The sequence below is a fragment of the Streptomyces sp. Ag109_O5-10 genome (assembly GCF_900105755.1).
Classification (GTDB): Bacteria; Actinomycetota; Actinomycetes; order Streptomycetales; family Streptomycetaceae; genus Streptomyces.
In genome coordinates, this window is sequence record NZ_FNTQ01000001.1 from 2662991 (window position 1) to 2678868 (window position 15878).

At 70.4% G+C, this 15878-nt stretch carries 11 protein-coding genes and 1 pseudogene; 3 read left to right on the forward strand and 9 right to left on the reverse strand.

All coding sequences use genetic code 11. The features are described from left to right. Nucleotides 1-142: 142 nt before the first annotated feature. Complete coding sequence (locus BLW82_RS12095) at nucleotides 143-2320, reverse strand: type IV secretory system conjugative DNA transfer family protein (protein ID WP_093498793.1); 2178 nt, start codon at nucleotides 2318-2320, stop codon at nucleotides 143-145. A gap of 306 nt (nucleotides 2321-2626) precedes the next feature. On the opposite strand from BLW82_RS12095, the gene gabT reads away from it, so the two are divergent. Continuing rightward, nucleotides 2627-3961, forward strand: coding sequence for a 4-aminobutyrate--2-oxoglutarate transaminase (gabT, locus tag BLW82_RS12100; RefSeq protein WP_093498794.1), 1335 nt, complete (start codon nucleotides 2627-2629; stop codon nucleotides 3959-3961). Nucleotides 3962-4412: 451 nt separating this feature from the next. Beyond that, entirely contained in the window at nucleotides 4413-5042 is a 630-nt protein-coding gene (locus BLW82_RS12105) for a phosphatase PAP2 family protein (protein WP_371131331.1), read from the forward strand. Here BLW82_RS12105 and BLW82_RS12110 read toward each other — a convergent pair. The 8 genes from BLW82_RS12110 to BLW82_RS12145 form a co-directional block, all read right to left on the reverse strand. Then, the gene (locus BLW82_RS12110; protein ID WP_093498795.1) at nucleotides 4981-6759 is read right to left on the reverse strand and encodes a chitinase; all 1779 of its coding nucleotides are present in this window, start codon (nucleotides 6757-6759) and stop codon (nucleotides 4981-4983) included. The genes BLW82_RS12105 and BLW82_RS12110 overlap by 62 nt on opposite strands. 239 nt (nucleotides 6760-6998) lie before the next feature. After that, on the reverse strand, nucleotides 6999-7442 hold the full coding sequence (locus tag BLW82_RS12115; protein WP_093498796.1) for a hypothetical protein: 444 nt from the start codon (nucleotides 7440-7442) through the stop codon (nucleotides 6999-7001). A gap of 127 nt (nucleotides 7443-7569) precedes the next feature. Continuing rightward, nucleotides 7570-8997: an NAD(P)/FAD-dependent oxidoreductase gene (locus BLW82_RS12120; protein WP_093498797.1), complete on the reverse strand. Its 1428-nt coding sequence runs from the start codon at nucleotides 8995-8997 to the stop codon at nucleotides 7570-7572. Nucleotides 8998-9030: 33 nt separating this feature from the next. Beyond that, on the reverse strand, nucleotides 9031-9831 hold the full coding sequence (locus BLW82_RS12125) for an ABC transporter permease (protein ID WP_093498798.1): 801 nt from the start codon (nucleotides 9829-9831) through the stop codon (nucleotides 9031-9033). After that, nucleotides 9832-10764, reverse strand: a complete 933-nt coding sequence (locus BLW82_RS12130; RefSeq protein ID WP_093498799.1) for an ABC transporter permease — start codon at nucleotides 10762-10764, stop codon at nucleotides 9832-9834. It lies immediately after the preceding gene. Continuing rightward, on the reverse strand, nucleotides 10764-11909 hold the full coding sequence (locus BLW82_RS12135; RefSeq protein ID WP_093498800.1) for an ABC transporter ATP-binding protein: 1146 nt from the start codon (nucleotides 11907-11909) through the stop codon (nucleotides 10764-10766). The genes BLW82_RS12130 and BLW82_RS12135 overlap by 1 nt, the downstream gene beginning before the upstream one ends. Nucleotides 11910-11916: 7 nt before the next feature. After that, the gene (locus BLW82_RS12140; protein WP_093498801.1) at nucleotides 11917-13152 is read right to left on the reverse strand and encodes an ABC transporter substrate-binding protein; all 1236 of its coding nucleotides are present in this window, start codon (nucleotides 13150-13152) and stop codon (nucleotides 11917-11919) included. A 52-nt stretch (nucleotides 13153-13204) separates the two neighbouring features. Continuing rightward, a complete protein-coding gene (locus BLW82_RS12145; protein WP_093498802.1) occupies nucleotides 13205-14740 on the reverse strand; it encodes a gamma-aminobutyraldehyde dehydrogenase in 1536 nt (511 codons plus the stop codon). A 210-nt stretch (nucleotides 14741-14950) separates the two neighbouring features. Between BLW82_RS12145 and BLW82_RS12150 the strand changes: the two are divergent. Then, nucleotides 14951-15502 (forward strand): annotated as a pseudogene (locus tag BLW82_RS12150) (NADAR family protein); the annotation flags it as partial. Nucleotides 15503-15878 lie beyond the last annotated feature (376 nt).

Genomic DNA, 15878 nt, shown 5'->3' on the forward strand with positions numbered 1-15878 from the left:
CGAAGGCGTCGGGAGCGTCGTGCGCGTCGTGCGCGTCGTGCGCGTCGTGCGCGTCGTGAGTGAGGCCAGTGGTCTTTGGCCGTGCCGTATGAACGGCCTCTATCGATTCTGCCTCACTGTACGGTCCCGTGTGCCCCGGTGTTCAGACCCGGCCGCCTGCCCTGAGATCCACCAGCAGCGGCGGCGCGTGCTCGCCCTTGACCGTGGTGAGGGACAGGACGGCGTGGCCCGGTGGCAGACCGTGCGCCAGCTCCGAGGCCGACCAGCGCTCGCGCTCCACCTGCCGGACGGTGACGGCCCGTGCCGTGGCCGCCTTGCCGGTGATCACCCGGCGTACGACGTGCAGCGCCTTGCCCGCCGGGGTCTCCGCGATGATCTGGCGGTCGGTGACGTCCCGGGCCTCGGTCCACTCCTTGCCCCAGACCTCGGCGAAGTCCTGTCCGTCCCAGGGGGTGAGTCCGGCGAAGGCCATCCGGCAGCCTGCGGCGCCGAGCAGGGGGCCCCGGAGCGGGCGGGGTACGTCGTCCAGGGTGCGCAGGGTCAGTACGACGCCCGCGTTGGCGGAGCGCAGCCGCTGGACGGCGCGGACCGCCTCCGGCGTCACCACGCCCGTCGCGTCGTCCAGGAGCAGGCAGGAGAAGAGCGAGCGGTCGTCCCGTACCGCGACGCTCGCCGTGAACTGGGCGAGCACCAGGCGGGCCAGGATGCGGGAGGCGTCCGCGTGGCCGCGCTCGGGCAGGTCGATGCGGACCCGGACCGGGTGGTCGAGGGCCTTGAGGGAGAAGGGGCGGGTCTGGCCGGAGGTGTCGAAGAAGCCGGCGAAGGCCGGGCGGTCGAGGAGGGCGATGCGGTCGGCGAGGACGGCGCCGACGTCCCCCGGGTGTCCCATCGGGCGTTCCCGCGCGTCCAGCTCGCGCAGCAGCGACTCGTGGCCGGTCGCCGTCAGCGCCTTGCGGAGCGCGGCGAGCGGGCCGGGGGCGCCGTCGAGGAGCCGGCGGAGTTCGGGGACGGAGGGGAAGCGGCCGTGGACCGCCCGGAACGGGCCGAGCAGCTGGGCGAGGACGGTGGTGGAGCGACGGCTGTCGCTGCCGGGGTGCGGGTCGGCGAGGTCGCCGGCGAGGGCCTCGGCGAGTATGGCAGCGGCCTCGTCGGGGTCGGTGCTGCCGCCGTACAGGTCGAGGTCGTAGACGGACTCGGGGTGGGCGATGCGGATGACGACGTCGTAGGCGTCGGTGGGTCCGAGGCCGGCGCCGGCCGCGCCGACGACGACCACGGAGGCGCGGCCGGCGAGTGCGTGCAGGCAGAGCGACTCGGCGAGCGGGCGGACCAGGCTGCCGGTCTTGCCGGAGCCGGCCGGGCCGACCGCGAGCAGCGAGGTGCCGAGCAGTTCGGGGCCGAGGGCGAGGCCGGTGCCCCGGTACCGGTAGGGGTTGCGCGGGTCGTCGGCCGTGGTGCCGAGCCGGACCTGGCCGGTGACCAGGTCGTGGCGGGCGTGCCGGGCGGGCAGGTCGCGTTCGCCGGAGGGGTGCAGGCAGGCGGCGGCGCCGTCCTTGACCACGGCGGCGGTGAAGGTGGCCATGGTGTGCCGGCCGCTGCGTACGCCCTGCCAGGCGCGGGCGATCCGGGCGTGGTCCACGTCCCGCATCAGCCCGGAACGTGCCTCGGCGGCGAGCCTGTCGGCGGCGGCGTCGGCGCCGGCGGCACGCAGGTGGGGCCACTGGGCGGGGTCCTCCGACGGCGCCGGAGCCTCCTGGCGGGACCCCGCGGACGCGGCGGCCCGGAACCGGGGCGCCACGAACCGCCGCCACACCTCGCCCCAGCGGCCCAGCTTGCCGACCACGAGCATGATGGTGAGAGCGACGAGGTAGGTGTACCCCTCGTAGATGAAGCGGGTCGCGGTCGGTGAGATCGTCGCGTTCGCGCCCTGCCACGAGGCGGGGAGGAGCAGCTGGAGCGGCAGCCCCCACCACGCCCCCAGGTACCCGTGCGTCAGCAGGGACCAGACCAGCCACCCCACCAGGAAGGCGATCAGGGCGCCGCTGAGCAGTTGCCGGGTGGGCAGCTCCTCGGGCTCCTGCTCCGCCCGCGCCCGGTACCCGAACCGCCACACCCCCGGTGCCGCCTCGGGCCTGGGCGCCCGCAGCCAGGTCAGGAAGGCCGAGCCGTCCGGCAGCGGCGGTACCGCCGACGGTGGTGCCGTGGGCCGTGGCGGTACCGCGGGTGGCTCGGCCGGCACCGCGCCCGCGTCCTGCGGCGCCGCCGGACGCGGTACAGGATTCGCATGCGCACGCCGCGTGTCCCGCGTCCCGTCGCTGTCCATCGCTCTCGCTCCCTGACCAGCCGTTCTTCCGTCCACCGTCAGCGGCCAATCTAACGCCCTCGCAAGGGGAGTTCACCGCTTACGCGGCCGAGGAGCCGACCGCTGCGTCACGATCCCGCCGACCGCACTATGTCCATCGCGGACAACGTCACTCTCCGACAACGCCCACATGGAGCATGCCCACCTCCCACACCCGGCCCTAGCCTGCGAAGAAAGAAGGAAAGCGTCCGAAAACGCACCACCGGAGCAACCGGACGGGACGCGCCCGGCACGCATCGGTTCGCACCACTCATCAGGGAGCACCCCATGACCGCACTTCCGCAGGAGCGTCGCGTCGTCACCGCCATACCCGGCCCGAAGTCGCAGGAGCTGCAGTCCCGCCGTCTCGCCGCGGTGGCCCAGGGTGTGGGTTCGGTGCTGCCCGTCTTCACCGCGCGCGCGGGCGGCGGGATCATCGAGGACGTCGACGGCAACCGCCTCATCGACTTCGGTTCCGGCATCGCCGTGACCTCGGTCGGCGCCTCCGCCGAGGCCGTCGTACGCCGGGCGAGCGCCCAGCTGGCCGACTTCACCCACACCTGTTTCATGGTCACCCCGTACGAGGGCTACGTGGAGGTAGCCGAGGCCCTCGCGGAGCTCACCCCGGGTGACCACGCCAAGAAGTCCGCGCTGTTCAACTCCGGCGCGGAGGCCGTCGAGAACGCCGTGAAGATCGCGCGTGCGTACACCAAGCGGCAGGCAGTCGTCGTCTTCGACCACGGCTACCACGGCCGGACCAACCTCACGATGGCGCTGACCTCGAAGAACATGCCGTACAAGAACGGCTTCGGTCCGTTCGCGCCCGAGGTGTACCGGGTCCCGGTCGCCTACGCGTACCGCTGGCTCACCGGCCCCGAGAACGCCGGCCCCGAGGCCGCCGCCCAGGCCATCGACCAGATCAGCAAGCAGATCGGCGCCGACAACGTCGCCGCGATCATCATCGAGCCGGTGCTCGGCGAGGGCGGCTTCATCGAGCCCGCGAAGGGCTTCCTGCCGGCGATCAGGCAGTTCGCCAAGGACCACGGGATCGTGTTCGTCGCCGACGAGATCCAGTCCGGGTTCTGCCGTACGGGTCAGTGGTTCGCGTGCGAGGACGAGGGCATCGTCCCGGACCTGATCACCACGGCCAAGGGCATCGCCGGCGGTCTGCCGCTGGCCGCCGTGACCGGCCGCGCCGAGATCATGGACGCGGCGCACGCGGGCGGGCTCGGCGGCACCTACGGCGGCAACCCGGTCGCCTGCGCCGGCGCGCTCGGGGCCATCGAGACCATGAAGGAGCTCGACCTCAACGCCAAGGCGAAGAACATCGAGTCGATCATGAAGCCCCGGCTCACCGCCATGGCCGAGAAGTTCGACGTCATCGGCGACGTCCGCGGCCGGGGCGCGATGATCGCCATCGAGCTGGTCAAGGACCGCGCCACCAAGGAGCCGAACCCGGAGGCCACCGCGGCCCTGGCCAAGGCCTGCCACCAGGAGGGACTGCTGGTCCTGACCTGTGGCACCTACGGCAACGTGCTCCGCTTCCTGCCCCCGCTGGTGATCGGCGAGGACCTCCTCAACGAGGGCCTCGACATCATCGAGCAGGCCTTCGCGCGGATCTGAGCCACAGGCTTCGCCCAGCCAAGCGCAAAGGGTCTCGAACCCGTGTGTCACCACCGCCCCGCCCCTCCCACCTGGCGTGATGTGGGGGGCTGGGGCGGCCCCCGTCAGGCCGTGTGAAGAAGGTGTGCGAGGTGGATGACGGGACGCGATTCCGCCTGTCGCGGCGCCGGACCCTGCCGTAGGTTCTACCCAGATGAGAGATACACCCCGCCCACAGGGGACTGTGGGCGATTTCAGGGCGGGGCCTCCCCAGCTTCGACCTGGTCGTGCCCTCGCGCACACAACCGGTGCCTCTGGCTCCGGATCTCCTCACCGATCGGACGGTCGCTCGCCCCAAACCCCCCGGGGCGCGCGGCGTTCCGATCCGGACGGCCGCCTCGGAACCACCCCCCCTGTTCCGGGGCGGCCGACCTCCTTCCCTCGCTTTCCCCTTGCGGGACTCCTGGCGCTCGTGGGCCTGTCGGCCCTCCTCTTCGCGCTGATCACCTGGCAGGTCGTGGCCCATGGCCCGCTGCTCCGCCCGGACAGCCGCCTGAGCAGCGCACTCGTCCATCCGGACCGGTTCTCCGAACTCCTCTCCGACCTCGGGAACGTGCAGGTCGCGGTCCCGGTCCTGGTGCTCGTCATCGCCTACGTCGCCCGGCGCGGCCGTGCCACTGGTACAGACCGGTGGTGGCTGCCGCCCACGGCCGCCGCCGTCCTGATGGCCCTGGTCCCGGCGATCATCGTGCCGCTGAAGGACTGGACGGCCCGCCCGGGGACCCCTGTCGTCCCCCCGGCGGTCGGCTACTTCCCCTCCGGCCACACGGCGACGGCGGCGATCGCGTACGGCTCCGCGACCCTGCTCCTCCTCCCCTGGCTCACGTCCGCCGCCGCCCGCGGGACCGCCGTCACCGTGTGCGCGGTCCTGGTCCTCGGGGTCTCCTACGGTCTGGTCCGCCGCGGCTACCACTGGCCGCTGGACGTGGTGGCCAGCTGGTGCCTGGCCACCGTCCTGCTGACGTCCCTGCGCCTGCTGCTCAGCCGAAGTACGCGTCGAAGTTCTTCTGGAACTCCCAGTCCGAGAACCGGTCCCAGTTGATCGACCAGGTCATCAGGCCGCGCAGGGACGGCCAGGTGCCGTGCGTGGTGTACGAGCCGCAGTTGGTCTTCTTCGTCAGGCAGTCCAGGGTCTTGGTGACCTCGGACGGGGCGACGTAGCCGTTGCCCGCGTTGGTCGAGGCCGGCATGCCGATGGCGATCTGGTCGGGGCGCAGCGGCGGGAAGACGTTGCCCGCGTCGCCCGCCACCGGGAAGCCGGTGAGCAGCATGTCGGTCATGGCGATGTGGAAGTCGGCGCCGCCCATGGAGTGGTACTGGTTGTCGAGCCCCATGATCGAGCCCGAGTTGTAGTCCTGGACGTGCAGCAGGGTCAGGTCGTCGCGCAGGGCGTAGATGACCGGGAGGTACGCGCCGCAGCGCGGGTCCTGGCCGCCCCACTTGCCGGTGCCGTAGTACTGGTAGCCCATCTGCACGAAGAACGTCTCGGGCGCCATGGACAGCACGAACTTCGAGCCGTACTTGGCCTTGAGGGTCTTCAGCGCGGAGATGAGGTTGACGATCACCGGGGTCGTCGGGTTCTTGAAGTTCGTGTCGCTCGCGTCCAGGGAGAGCGAGTGGCCCTCGAAGTCGATGTCCAGGCCGTCGAGGCCGTAGGTGTCGATGATGTTCGAGACGGAGGAGACGAAAGTGTCCCGCGCGGCCGTCGTGGTGAGCTGCACCTGGCCGTTGGCGCCGCCGATGGATATCAGCACCTTCTTGCCGGCCGCCTGCTTGGCCTTGATCGCCGCCTTGAAGTCGGCGTCGCTCTCCACGTTCGCGCACTCGGTGACCGGGCAGCGGTTGAAGCGGATGTCCCCGGAGGTGGCCGAGGTCGGCTCGCCGAACGCCAGGTCGATGACGTCCCAGCTGTCGGGGACGTCGGCGAGCCGGGTGTACCCGGCGCCGTTGGCGAAGGAGGAGTGCAGGTAGCCGACCAGGGCGTGGGTGGGCAGGCCGGTGGAGCCGCCGGAGGAGCCGGAGGTCGTGGTGGCCGTCACCGCCGCCGACTTCGCGGACTCGCCGGCGTCGTTCACGGCGGTGACCTGGAAGCTGTACGCCGTCGACGGGTTCAGGCCGGTCACGGTGGCCGACGTCCCGGTCGCCGTCTGGACCCTGGTCCCGTCCCGGTAGACCGCGTAGCTCGTCGCGCCGGTGACCGCGCTCCAGGACAGGGCCACGCTGGAGGAGGTGGCCGAGCCCGCGGCGAGCCCGGTGGGCGCGGCCGGCGGCTGGCCCGTGGTGGCGCCGCCCGGCCCGACCAGCGACACGTCGTCCGCGTAGTAGGCGCCGGTGCCGTACCAGCCGTGGGTGTAGATGGTGACCTTCGTCGTCGAGGCACCGGTGGTGAAGGTGGTGGTGAGTTTCTGCCAGTCGGGGGCGGACTGGGTCCAGGTGGAGACGTCGGTGGTGCCGGTGCCGCTCGCGCCGAGGTAGACGTAGGAGCCGCGGACGTAGCCGGACAGGGTGTACTGCGAACTCGGCTTGACGGTCACCGTCTGCGCGCACTGGGCGTTGTCACTGCCGGCCGGGGTCGCCTGCAGCGCGGAGCTTCCGCCGTGCACGGGCGAGTTGACCGTCGTGCCGCTGCCCGCCGTGCAGGTCCAGCCGGAGAGTCCCGATTCGAACCCCCCGTTGACGGCGAGGTCCGCGTCGGCCGCACGGGCGGCCGACGAGAGCGCGGTGATACCGGGTACGGCCAGCAACGCGGCCGTGAGCATGGTGAGGACAGGTCTCGCGCGAACCACAAGTGCCTCCGAGGATGGGGGATTTGGAGGTGGGGTGCGCGCTCAATTTGGTCCAGACCAATCCAGCTGTCAAGAGTTGCGACCTTTCCCGGCCGCCCGCACAACAGCGCGCCGCCAGGGCGCGGAGCTGTATCGACATGCGGCTCCGCCGCGTGGGCGCGACCAGCCACGACGCACCCGCGGACGACCGGCGACCGACACGCGAGCGGCGCTCAGTCGTCGGCCAGGCCGGCGGCAGCCTCGTGCATCGCCAGCTCCAGCAGCGCCGGATCCGTCAGCGTCCCCGACCCGTCCGGCACCACCAGCCACCGCACCCCCAGGGTGGGCCGCCCGGGATACGGCACGACGATCCAGGTGCCTGCGCCCGCCGTGCGGATCCCGGTGCCGAGCCACCGGGCCGCCGTGCCGGGCGGCACGAAGAAGCCCACCCGGTTGTCCCCGAAGTCGGCCAGGACGGGCCCCGGCCGGTCGAGGACGCGGGTGAGCACGTCGAGGGTCGGATAGCCGAGCTCGCCCGGCAGGATCAGTACGTCCCAGGCCCTGCCGGCGGGCAGCAGCGCGACCCCTCGCGGGTTGCGCTCCCATTCCCAGCGGCAGGCCTCGGGATCCGGTGCGACGGATGCCAGCCATTCGACCGCCGTCTTCGCCCCAGTCATCAGAAGACCTCCCCATCTCGCTCCTCGACGCGGGCGTCGCGTCACGGGGAGAGAGGGAGGTCCCCGGAGGGCATTACGCGGGTTTCAGCACCTTGTTGAAGTGAGCTGGATCACACAACGACCGGGCTCAGCTGTCGAAGCCGAGTCCCAGCCGGTCCATCGCCCGCAGCCACAGGTTGCGGCGGCCACCGTGCGCGTCGGCGCGGGCCAACGACCACTTGGTGAGGGCGATACCGGTCCAGGCGAACGGCTCGGGCGGGAACGGCAGCGGTTTCTTGCGGACCATCTCGAGCCGGGTGCGCTCGGTCTCCTCCCCGGCCAGCAGGTCCAGCATCACGTCGGCACCGAACCGGGTGGCGCCGACGCCCAGGCCGGTGTACCCGGCCGCGTACGCCACCTTGCCCTGGTGGGCGGTGCCGAAGAACGCCGAGAAGCGGGAGCAGGTGTCGATCGCGCCGCCCCACGCGTGGGTGAAGCGGACGCCCTCCAGCTGCGGGAAGCAGTTGAAGAAGTGCCCGGCGAGCTTGGCGTAGGTCTCCGGACGGTCGTCGTACTCGCGGCGCACCCGGCCGCCGTAGTGGTGGACGGCGTCGTAGCCGCCCCACAGCACGCGGTTGTCGGCGGACAGCCGGAAGTAGTGGAACTGGTTGGCGGAGTCCCCGAGGCCCTGCCGGTTCTTCCAGCCGATCGCGCCGAGCTGCTCGGCGGTGAGCGGCTCGGTCATCAGGGCGTAGTCGTAGACCGGGACGGTGTAGGCACGGACCCGCTTGACCAGGTTCGGGAAGATGTTGGTGGCGAGCGCGACCTGCCGGGCGCGGACCGCCCCGTACGGGGTGCGGACGGCCATTCCGGCGCCATAGGCCTTCAGGGCGAGGGCGGGCGTGTGCTCGTACACGCGGACGCCGAGCGCGAGGCAGGCCTGCTTGAGGCCCCAGGCGAGCTTGGCCGGGTGCAGCATGGCCACGCCCCGGCGGTCCCACAGTCCCGCCTCGAAGGTCGGCGAGTCCACCTGCGCCCGTACCGCGTCGGCGTCGAGGAACTCGATGTCGTCCGCGAGGCCCTGCCGCTCCAGGTCCTTGTGCCAGTCGCGCAGTTGCCAGGCCTGGTAGGTCTCGGTGGCGACGTCGATCTCACCGGTGCGTTCGAACTCGCAGTCGATGCCGTGCCGGACGACGGCGGCCTCGATCTCGTCGAGGTTGCGCCGGCCCAGCTCCTGCAGCCGGTGGATCTCCTCGGGCCAGCGGGCGAGGCCGTTGGGCAGCCCGTGGGTGAGGGAGGCGGCGCAGAAGCCGCCGTTGCGGCCCGAGGCGGCCCAGCCCACCTCGTGACCTTCCAGCAGGACCACCTCGCGCCCGGGGTCGCGCTCCTTGGCGTTGAGCGCGGTCCACAGTCCGCTGTAGCCGCCGCCGACGACCAGCAGGTCGCAGGTGTCGGCGCCGGTCAGCGCGGGCTCGGGGTGGGGCTTGCCGGGGTCTTCCAGCCAGTACGCGACGGGCTGTGCTTCGGAGAGAGACTTGGTCCAATCTGCCTGCCGGCTCATGGCGCTTGGGGCCATGATTTTCAACTCCCTACAGAGTCAATAAAGGGGTTATGCCTTTTGCCTGTTGCGGCGGTTGTTGATGAGCATCGATGCCAGGACGAACAGTACGGCGACCAGGAACATGGACGTACCGATGACATTGATCTGGACGGGCGTGCCGCGCTGTGCCGAACCCCAGACGAACATGGGGAAGGTGACGGTGGAGCCCGCGTTGAAATTGGTGATGATGAAATCGTCGAAGGAGAGCGCGAAGGACAGCAGCGCGCCCGCCGCGATTCCGGGGGCCGCGATGGGGAGGGTGACCCTGACGAACGTCTGCACCGGTCCGGCGTAGAGGTCGCGGGCCGCCTCCTCCAGGCGCGGGTCCATCGACATCACACGCGCCTTGACCGCGGTGACGACGAAGCTGAGGCAGAACATGATGTGGGCGATCAGGATGGTGTAGAAGCCCAGCTGAGCGCCCATGTTGAGGAACAGGGTGAGCAGCGAGGCCGCCATCACGACCTCGGGCATCGCCATCGGCAGGAAGATCAGCGAGTTGACGGCGCCGCGGGCGCGGAACCGGTAGCGGACCAGCGCGAAGGCGATCATCGTGCCGAGCACGGTGGCGCCGATCGTCGCCAGGGCGGCGATCCGCAGGCTGATGGAGAGCGAGCCGCACATGTCGGCGACCCCGCACGGCTGCTTCCAGGCGTCCAGCGAGAACTGCTGCCATTCGTAGTTGAAGCGCCCCTTCGGTTTGTTGAAGGAGAACACCGTGACGATGACGTTCGGCAGGAGGAGATATCCGAGCGTCAGGAGTCCCGCGATGACGACGAGATTCTTCTTGAGCCAGTTGACGAAGGGCATTTAGACCAGATCCTCCGTCCCGGACCGGCGGATGTAGAGGGTGACCATGGCGAGGATCGCGGCCATGAGGATGAAGGAGAGCGCGGCCGCCGTCGGATAGTCGAGAATCCGCAGGAACTGCGTCTGGATCACGTTGCCGATCATGCGGGTGTCGGTCGAGCCGAGGAGTTCGGCGTTGACGTAGTCGCCGGCCGCCGGGATGAAGGTCAGCAGGGTGCCGGAGACCACGCCCGGCATCGACAGCGGGAAGGTGACCTTACGGAACGTCGTCCACGGCTTGGCGTACAGGTCGCCGGCGGCCTCGTGCAGGCGACCGTCGATCCGCTCCAGCGAGGTGTAGAGCGGCAGGATCATGAACGGCAGGAAGTTGTACGTCAGACCGCAGACCACGGCCAGTGGCGTGGCCAGCACGCGGTCGCCGGCCGTCCAGCCGAGGAAGTCGGTGACGCTCAGGATGTGCAGCGAGTTCAGGACGTGCACGACCGGGCCGTTGTCGGCGAGGATCGTCTTCCAGGCCAGGGTGCGGATCAGGAAGCTGGTGAAGAACGGCGCGATCACCAGGATCATGATCAGGTTCCGCCAGCGCCCGGCGCGGAACGCGATCAGGTAGGCCAGCGGGTAGCCGAGCACCAGGCACAGGATCGTGGCCGCGGCGGCGTAGAACACCGACCTGAGGAACTGCGGCCAGTACTCGCTCAGCGCGTCCCAGTAGGTCGCGAAGTGCCAGGTGACCTTGTAGCCCTCTTCCAGGGAGCCCGTCTGGATCGACGTGGACCCCTGGTAGATCATCGGCAGCGCGAAGAAGACGACCAGCCAGAGGATGCCGGGCAGCAGTAGCCAGTACGGGGTCCACTTGCCGCGCCTGCGCGGGGCCTTCTTCGTCTCGGGTTCGGCGGGCGCGAGCGGCGGCGGCGCCTCGGAGAGCGTGGCCATCAGGCGGCCTCCTCCTCGGTGCCGGCGTCGATGTCCTGGGCGGCGTCGAGGCCGAAGGTGTGCGCCGGGCTCCAGTGCAGGACGACGTCGGCGCCCGGGACCAGGCGGCCGTCGCGCTCGACGTTCTGCACGTACACCGCGAACTCGGGGCAGACCGCGCTGTCGATGACGTACTGCGTGGACACGCCGATGAAACTCGCGTCGGCGACCTTCCCGGTGATCCGGTTGCGGCCCTCGGGGATGGAACCCGCGTCGTCGGCGTGGGTGAGGGAGATCTTCTCGGGCCGGACCCCCACCAGCACCTTCCCGCCGGTCGTGGTCGGCGCCGAACATCGCGCCTCGGGCAGCACCAGCTTGCCGCCGCCGGCCTTGAGGACGATGTCGTCGCCGCTCTTCGAGTCGACCTCGGCCTCGATCAGGTTCGAGGTGCCGAGGAAGTTCGCGACGAACGTGGTGTTCGGGTTCTCGTAGAGGTCGGCGGGCGAGCCGAGCTGCTCGACGCGGCCCGCGTTCATCACGGCGACCGTGTCGGCCATGGTCATGGCCTCCTCCTGGTCGTGCGTGACGTGCACGAAGGTGATGCCGACCTCGGTCTGGATCCGCTTGAGCTCCAGCTGCATCTGGCGGCGCAGTTTGAGGTCGAGGGCGCCGAGCGGCTCGTCGAGGAGGAGCACCTTGGGGTGGTTGATCAGCGCGCGGGCCACCGCGACCCGTTGCTGCTGGCCGCCGGAGAGCTGGTGCGGCTTCTTGCGCGCCTGCTCGCCGAGCTGGACCAGCTCCAGCATGTCCTCTACCTGCTTCTTCACGCTCTTGATGCCCCGCCGCCGCAGGCCGAAGGCGACGTTCTCGAAGATGTCCAGGTGCGGGAAGAGGGCGTACGACTGGAAGACCGTGTTCACCGGCCTCTTGTACGGCGGCAGATGGGTCACGTCCTGGTCGCCGAGGTGCACGGTGCCGGTGGTCGGCTCCTCGAGCCCCGCGATCATGCGCAGGGTGGTGGTCTTGCCGCAGCCGGAGGCACCGAGGAGCGCGAAGAAGGAGCCCTGCGGCACGGTCAGGTCCATCGGCTGTACGGCGGTGAAGCCGTTGTCGTAGGTCTTGCCGATGCCGGTGAGGCGGACGTCGCCGCTGCTGTCTGTCGTCATGGTGTCGTCACGCCCCTGTGAGCTTCGCGAACTTCTGCTGGTAGGCCGTCTCTTCCCTCGAGCTCAGGGCGCGGAAGGCGTGGGACTTGGCCTGCATGGCTTTGTCGGGAACGATCAGCGGGTTGTCGGCCGCCGACTTGTCGATCTTGGCAAGGTACGGCTGCACGTCCGCCACCGGACTGACGTAGTTGACGTAGGCGGAGAGTTCGGCGGCCGGTTGGGGCTCGTAGTAGTAGTCGATGAGCCGCTCGGCGTTCGTCTTGTGGCGCGCCTTGTTGGGAACCAGCAGGTTGTCGGTCGACGTCATGTAGCCGCTGTCCGGGATGACGTACGCGACGTCCGGGTTGTCGGCCTGGAGCTGCACGATGTCGCCGCCCCAGGCGACACAGGCCGCCAGGTCGCCCTTGCTGAGGTCCGAGGTGTAGTCGTTGCCGGTGAACCGGCGGATCTGCCCCTTGTCGACGGCCTTCTGCAGGCGGGCGATCACCGCGTCGTAGTTGTCGGTGGTGAACTTCGCCGGGTCGATGCCCATGTCGAGCATGGTCATGCCGACGGTGTCGCGCATCTCGGTCAGCAGACCGACGCGGCCCTTGAGCGCGGGGTTGTCGAGCAGGTCGGAGACCGACTTCACCTCGACGCCGTTCAGTGCCTTCTTGTTGAAGGCGACGACCGTGGAGATGCCCTGCCAGGGGTACGAGTAGGCCCGGCCCGGGTCCCAGTCGGGGGCGCGGAACTGGTCCGACAGGTTGGCGAACGCGTGCGGCAGGTTGGACGCGTCCAGCTTCTGGACGTAGCCGAGCCGGATCATGCGGGCGGCCAGCCAGTCGGTGAGGACGATCAGGTCGCGGCCGGTGTCCTGGCCGGCGGCGAGCTGCGGCTGGATCTTGCCGAAGAACTCGTCGTTGTCGTTGATGTCCTCGGTGTACTTCACCGTGATGCCGGTCCGCTTGCGGAACGCGTCCAGCGTGGGGTGCGTCTTGCCGCTGTCGTCCACGTCGATGTACTCGGGCCAGTTGGAGAAGTTGACGACCTTCTCCGTGGCCGAGTGGTCGTCGGCGGAGACCCCGCCCTGGGACTTGCCGGCCGCGGGGATGCCGCAGGCGCTCAGCGCCCCGGCGCCGCCCACCGCGAGCGCGCCGCCCAGGAACGACCGGCGGGCCAGGGCGGCCCGGCCGGTGCGGAGACTGCGCCGCATCGCGGCCGCTTCGACCGGGGTCGGGCGGTCGGGCTCGTACTGCCTCATACGCTTGGTGCCCTTTCGGGAAGGGGGCCGTGACGAACGGCCGGAGATCTGACTATCGGTCCCCGAAGATCGTGCGGTGCCAGTCCTTCCGCGACACCGCCGTGTTGTCGAACATTACGTGCTTGACCTGGGTGTACTCCTCGAACGAGTACGCCGACATGTCCTTGCCGAAGCCGGACGCCTTGTAGCCGCCGTGCGGCATCTCGCTGATGATCGGAATGTGGTCGTTGACCCACACGCACCCCGCCTTGATCTCGCGGGTCGCGCGGTTCGCCCGGTAGACGCCGCCGGTCCACGCGGAGGCTGCCAGACCGTACGGGGTGTCGTTGGCCAGCCGGATGCCCTCATCATCACCGTCGAACGGCAGAACGACCAGCACCGGCCCGAAGATCTCGGACTGGACGATCTCGCTGTCCTGCGGCGCGTCGGCGACCAGGGTCGGCCGGTAGTACGCGCCGGCCTTCAGTTCCCCGCCCGGGGCCTCTCCGCCGGTCACCACGCGCGCGTAGCCGCGCGCCCGCTCCACGAACCCGGCGACCCGGTCCCGCTGGGCGTGCGAGATCAGCGGCCCGAGGTCGGTACCGGGCGCGAACGGGTTCCCGAGCCGCACGGTCTCCATCAGGGCGGCCGTCCGCTCCACGAAGGCCTCGTAGAGCGGGCGCTGGACGTACGCGCGCGTGGCGGCGGTGCAGTCCTGCCCGGTGTTGATGAGCGCGCCCGCGACGGCGCCGTTGACGGCCGCCTCCAGATCCGCGTCGTCGAAGACCACGAACGGCGCCTTGCCGCCGAGTTCCAGGTGGAGCCGCTTCACGGTCGCGGTGGCGACCTCGGCGACCCGCTTGCCGACACCGGTGGACCCGGTGAAGGAGGTCATGGCCACGTCGGGGTGCCCGACGAGGTGCTCACCGGCCACCTGCCCCGTCCCGGTGACGATGTTGATCACACCGTCCGGGATCCCGGCGAGCGTGGCGGCCTCGGCGAAGAGCAGCGACGTGAGCGGAGTCAGCTCGGCCGGCTTGAGCACGATCGTGTTGCCGGCGGCGATCGCCGGGAGGATCTTCCAGGCGGCCATCTGGAGCGGATAGTTCCAGGGCGCGATGGAGCCGACGACGCCGATGGGCTCGCGACGGATGTACGACGTGTGGTCACCGGAGTACTCGGCGGCGGCCTGACCCTGCAGATGCCGGGCGGCACCCGCGAAGAACGCGGTGTTGTCGATGGTCCCCGGTACGTCGAACTCGCGCGTGAGCTTCAGCGGCTTGCCGCACTGGAGGGACTCGGCACGGGCCAACTCCTCCGCCCGGTCGGCGAGCACGGCGGCGAAGCGGTGCAGCGCGTCCGACCGGTCGCCGGGCGTGGTCCCGGACCAGCCCGGAAAGGCGTCCCGCGCGGCCGCCACGGCCCGGTCGACGTCCTCCGGGCCGGCCAGCTCGTACGTGTACACGTCCGTGCCGGTGGCCGGGTCGACGACGGCGTGCGTACGCCCCGACGTGCCCTTGGCGAACCGTCCCGCGATGTACTGCGCGCCGCCCGCGAGCCGTTCCTGCGCGGGGAAGGTCTCCGGGGTGGCGGTGCCCGGGTTGTCCATGTCGCTTCTCCTCCGCCGTGACCCCCGTCCCGAGAGGCGGGTGGCGTAGCTCCGGCTCGATTTGACTGCCGATCCTGACAGAGCAGGGGGCGACCAACAAGTGATTCCGTTGTTGCCTTTTGGTTACGCGACGGAATCTGTCGACCAGGTGTCGAGTCGGCTGGGAAAAGGGGGGACGGAGTGTCAGTGGTGGCTGCCAGACTGGCGTGCATGGCGAAGATCGATTCTGTGGAGGCCCTGATCAGGGCGGTCCAGGCGGGGGCCAGAATCAGGTACCTGCACTTCTGGGGACACCGGCCGCGGCCGGACGGGCAGGTTTCGGCGAGCTGCCTGAGCCAGTGGTGGCCGGCGCCCTTCGTGGTCGACGGCGTCGAGTACCCGACCGCCGAGCACTGGATGATGGCGGCCAAGGCCCGGCTCTTCGGGGACGCGGAGGCGGAGCGCGCGGTCCTGGCGGCGGGTCACCCCGCCGAGGCGAAGAAGGCGGGCCGACTGGTCCGGGGCTTCGACGAGACGACGTGGGAGCGCGAGCGCCTCGGCATCGTCACCCAGGGCAGCGTCCACAAGTTCGCCGCCGCACCCGAGCTGCGCGACTTCCTCCTGGCGACCGGCGACCGGGTCCTGGTGGAGGCCAGCCCGCTGGACCGCGTCTGGGGCATCGGCCTGGCGGCGACCGACGCGGCGGCGGAGGACCCGGGGCGCTGGCGGCGGCTGAACCTGCTCGGGTTCGCGCTGATGGCGGCAAGGAACCAACTCCAGTCCGACGCTCCCGGTCCCACACAAAGAAGCGCGGGACTGCCGACCGACGGGATCTGGCCCACCTGCACGGGCACGGGACTGCCGACCGACGGAACCTGGCCCACCCGCACGGGCACGGGACTGCCGACCGACGAGACCCGGCCCACCTGAAGGGGCGCGAGACTTCGCGACCGACGACACCCGGCCCACCTGAAGGGGCGCGAGACTTCCCGACCGACGAGACCCGGCCCACCTGAAGGGGCGCGAGACTTCCCAACCAACGAGACCCGGCCCACCTGAAGGGACGTGAGACTTCCCAACCGACGGGACCAGCCCCACCTGCAAGGACGCGGGACTTCCGACCGACGGGACCAGCCCCACCTGAAGGGGCGCGAGACTT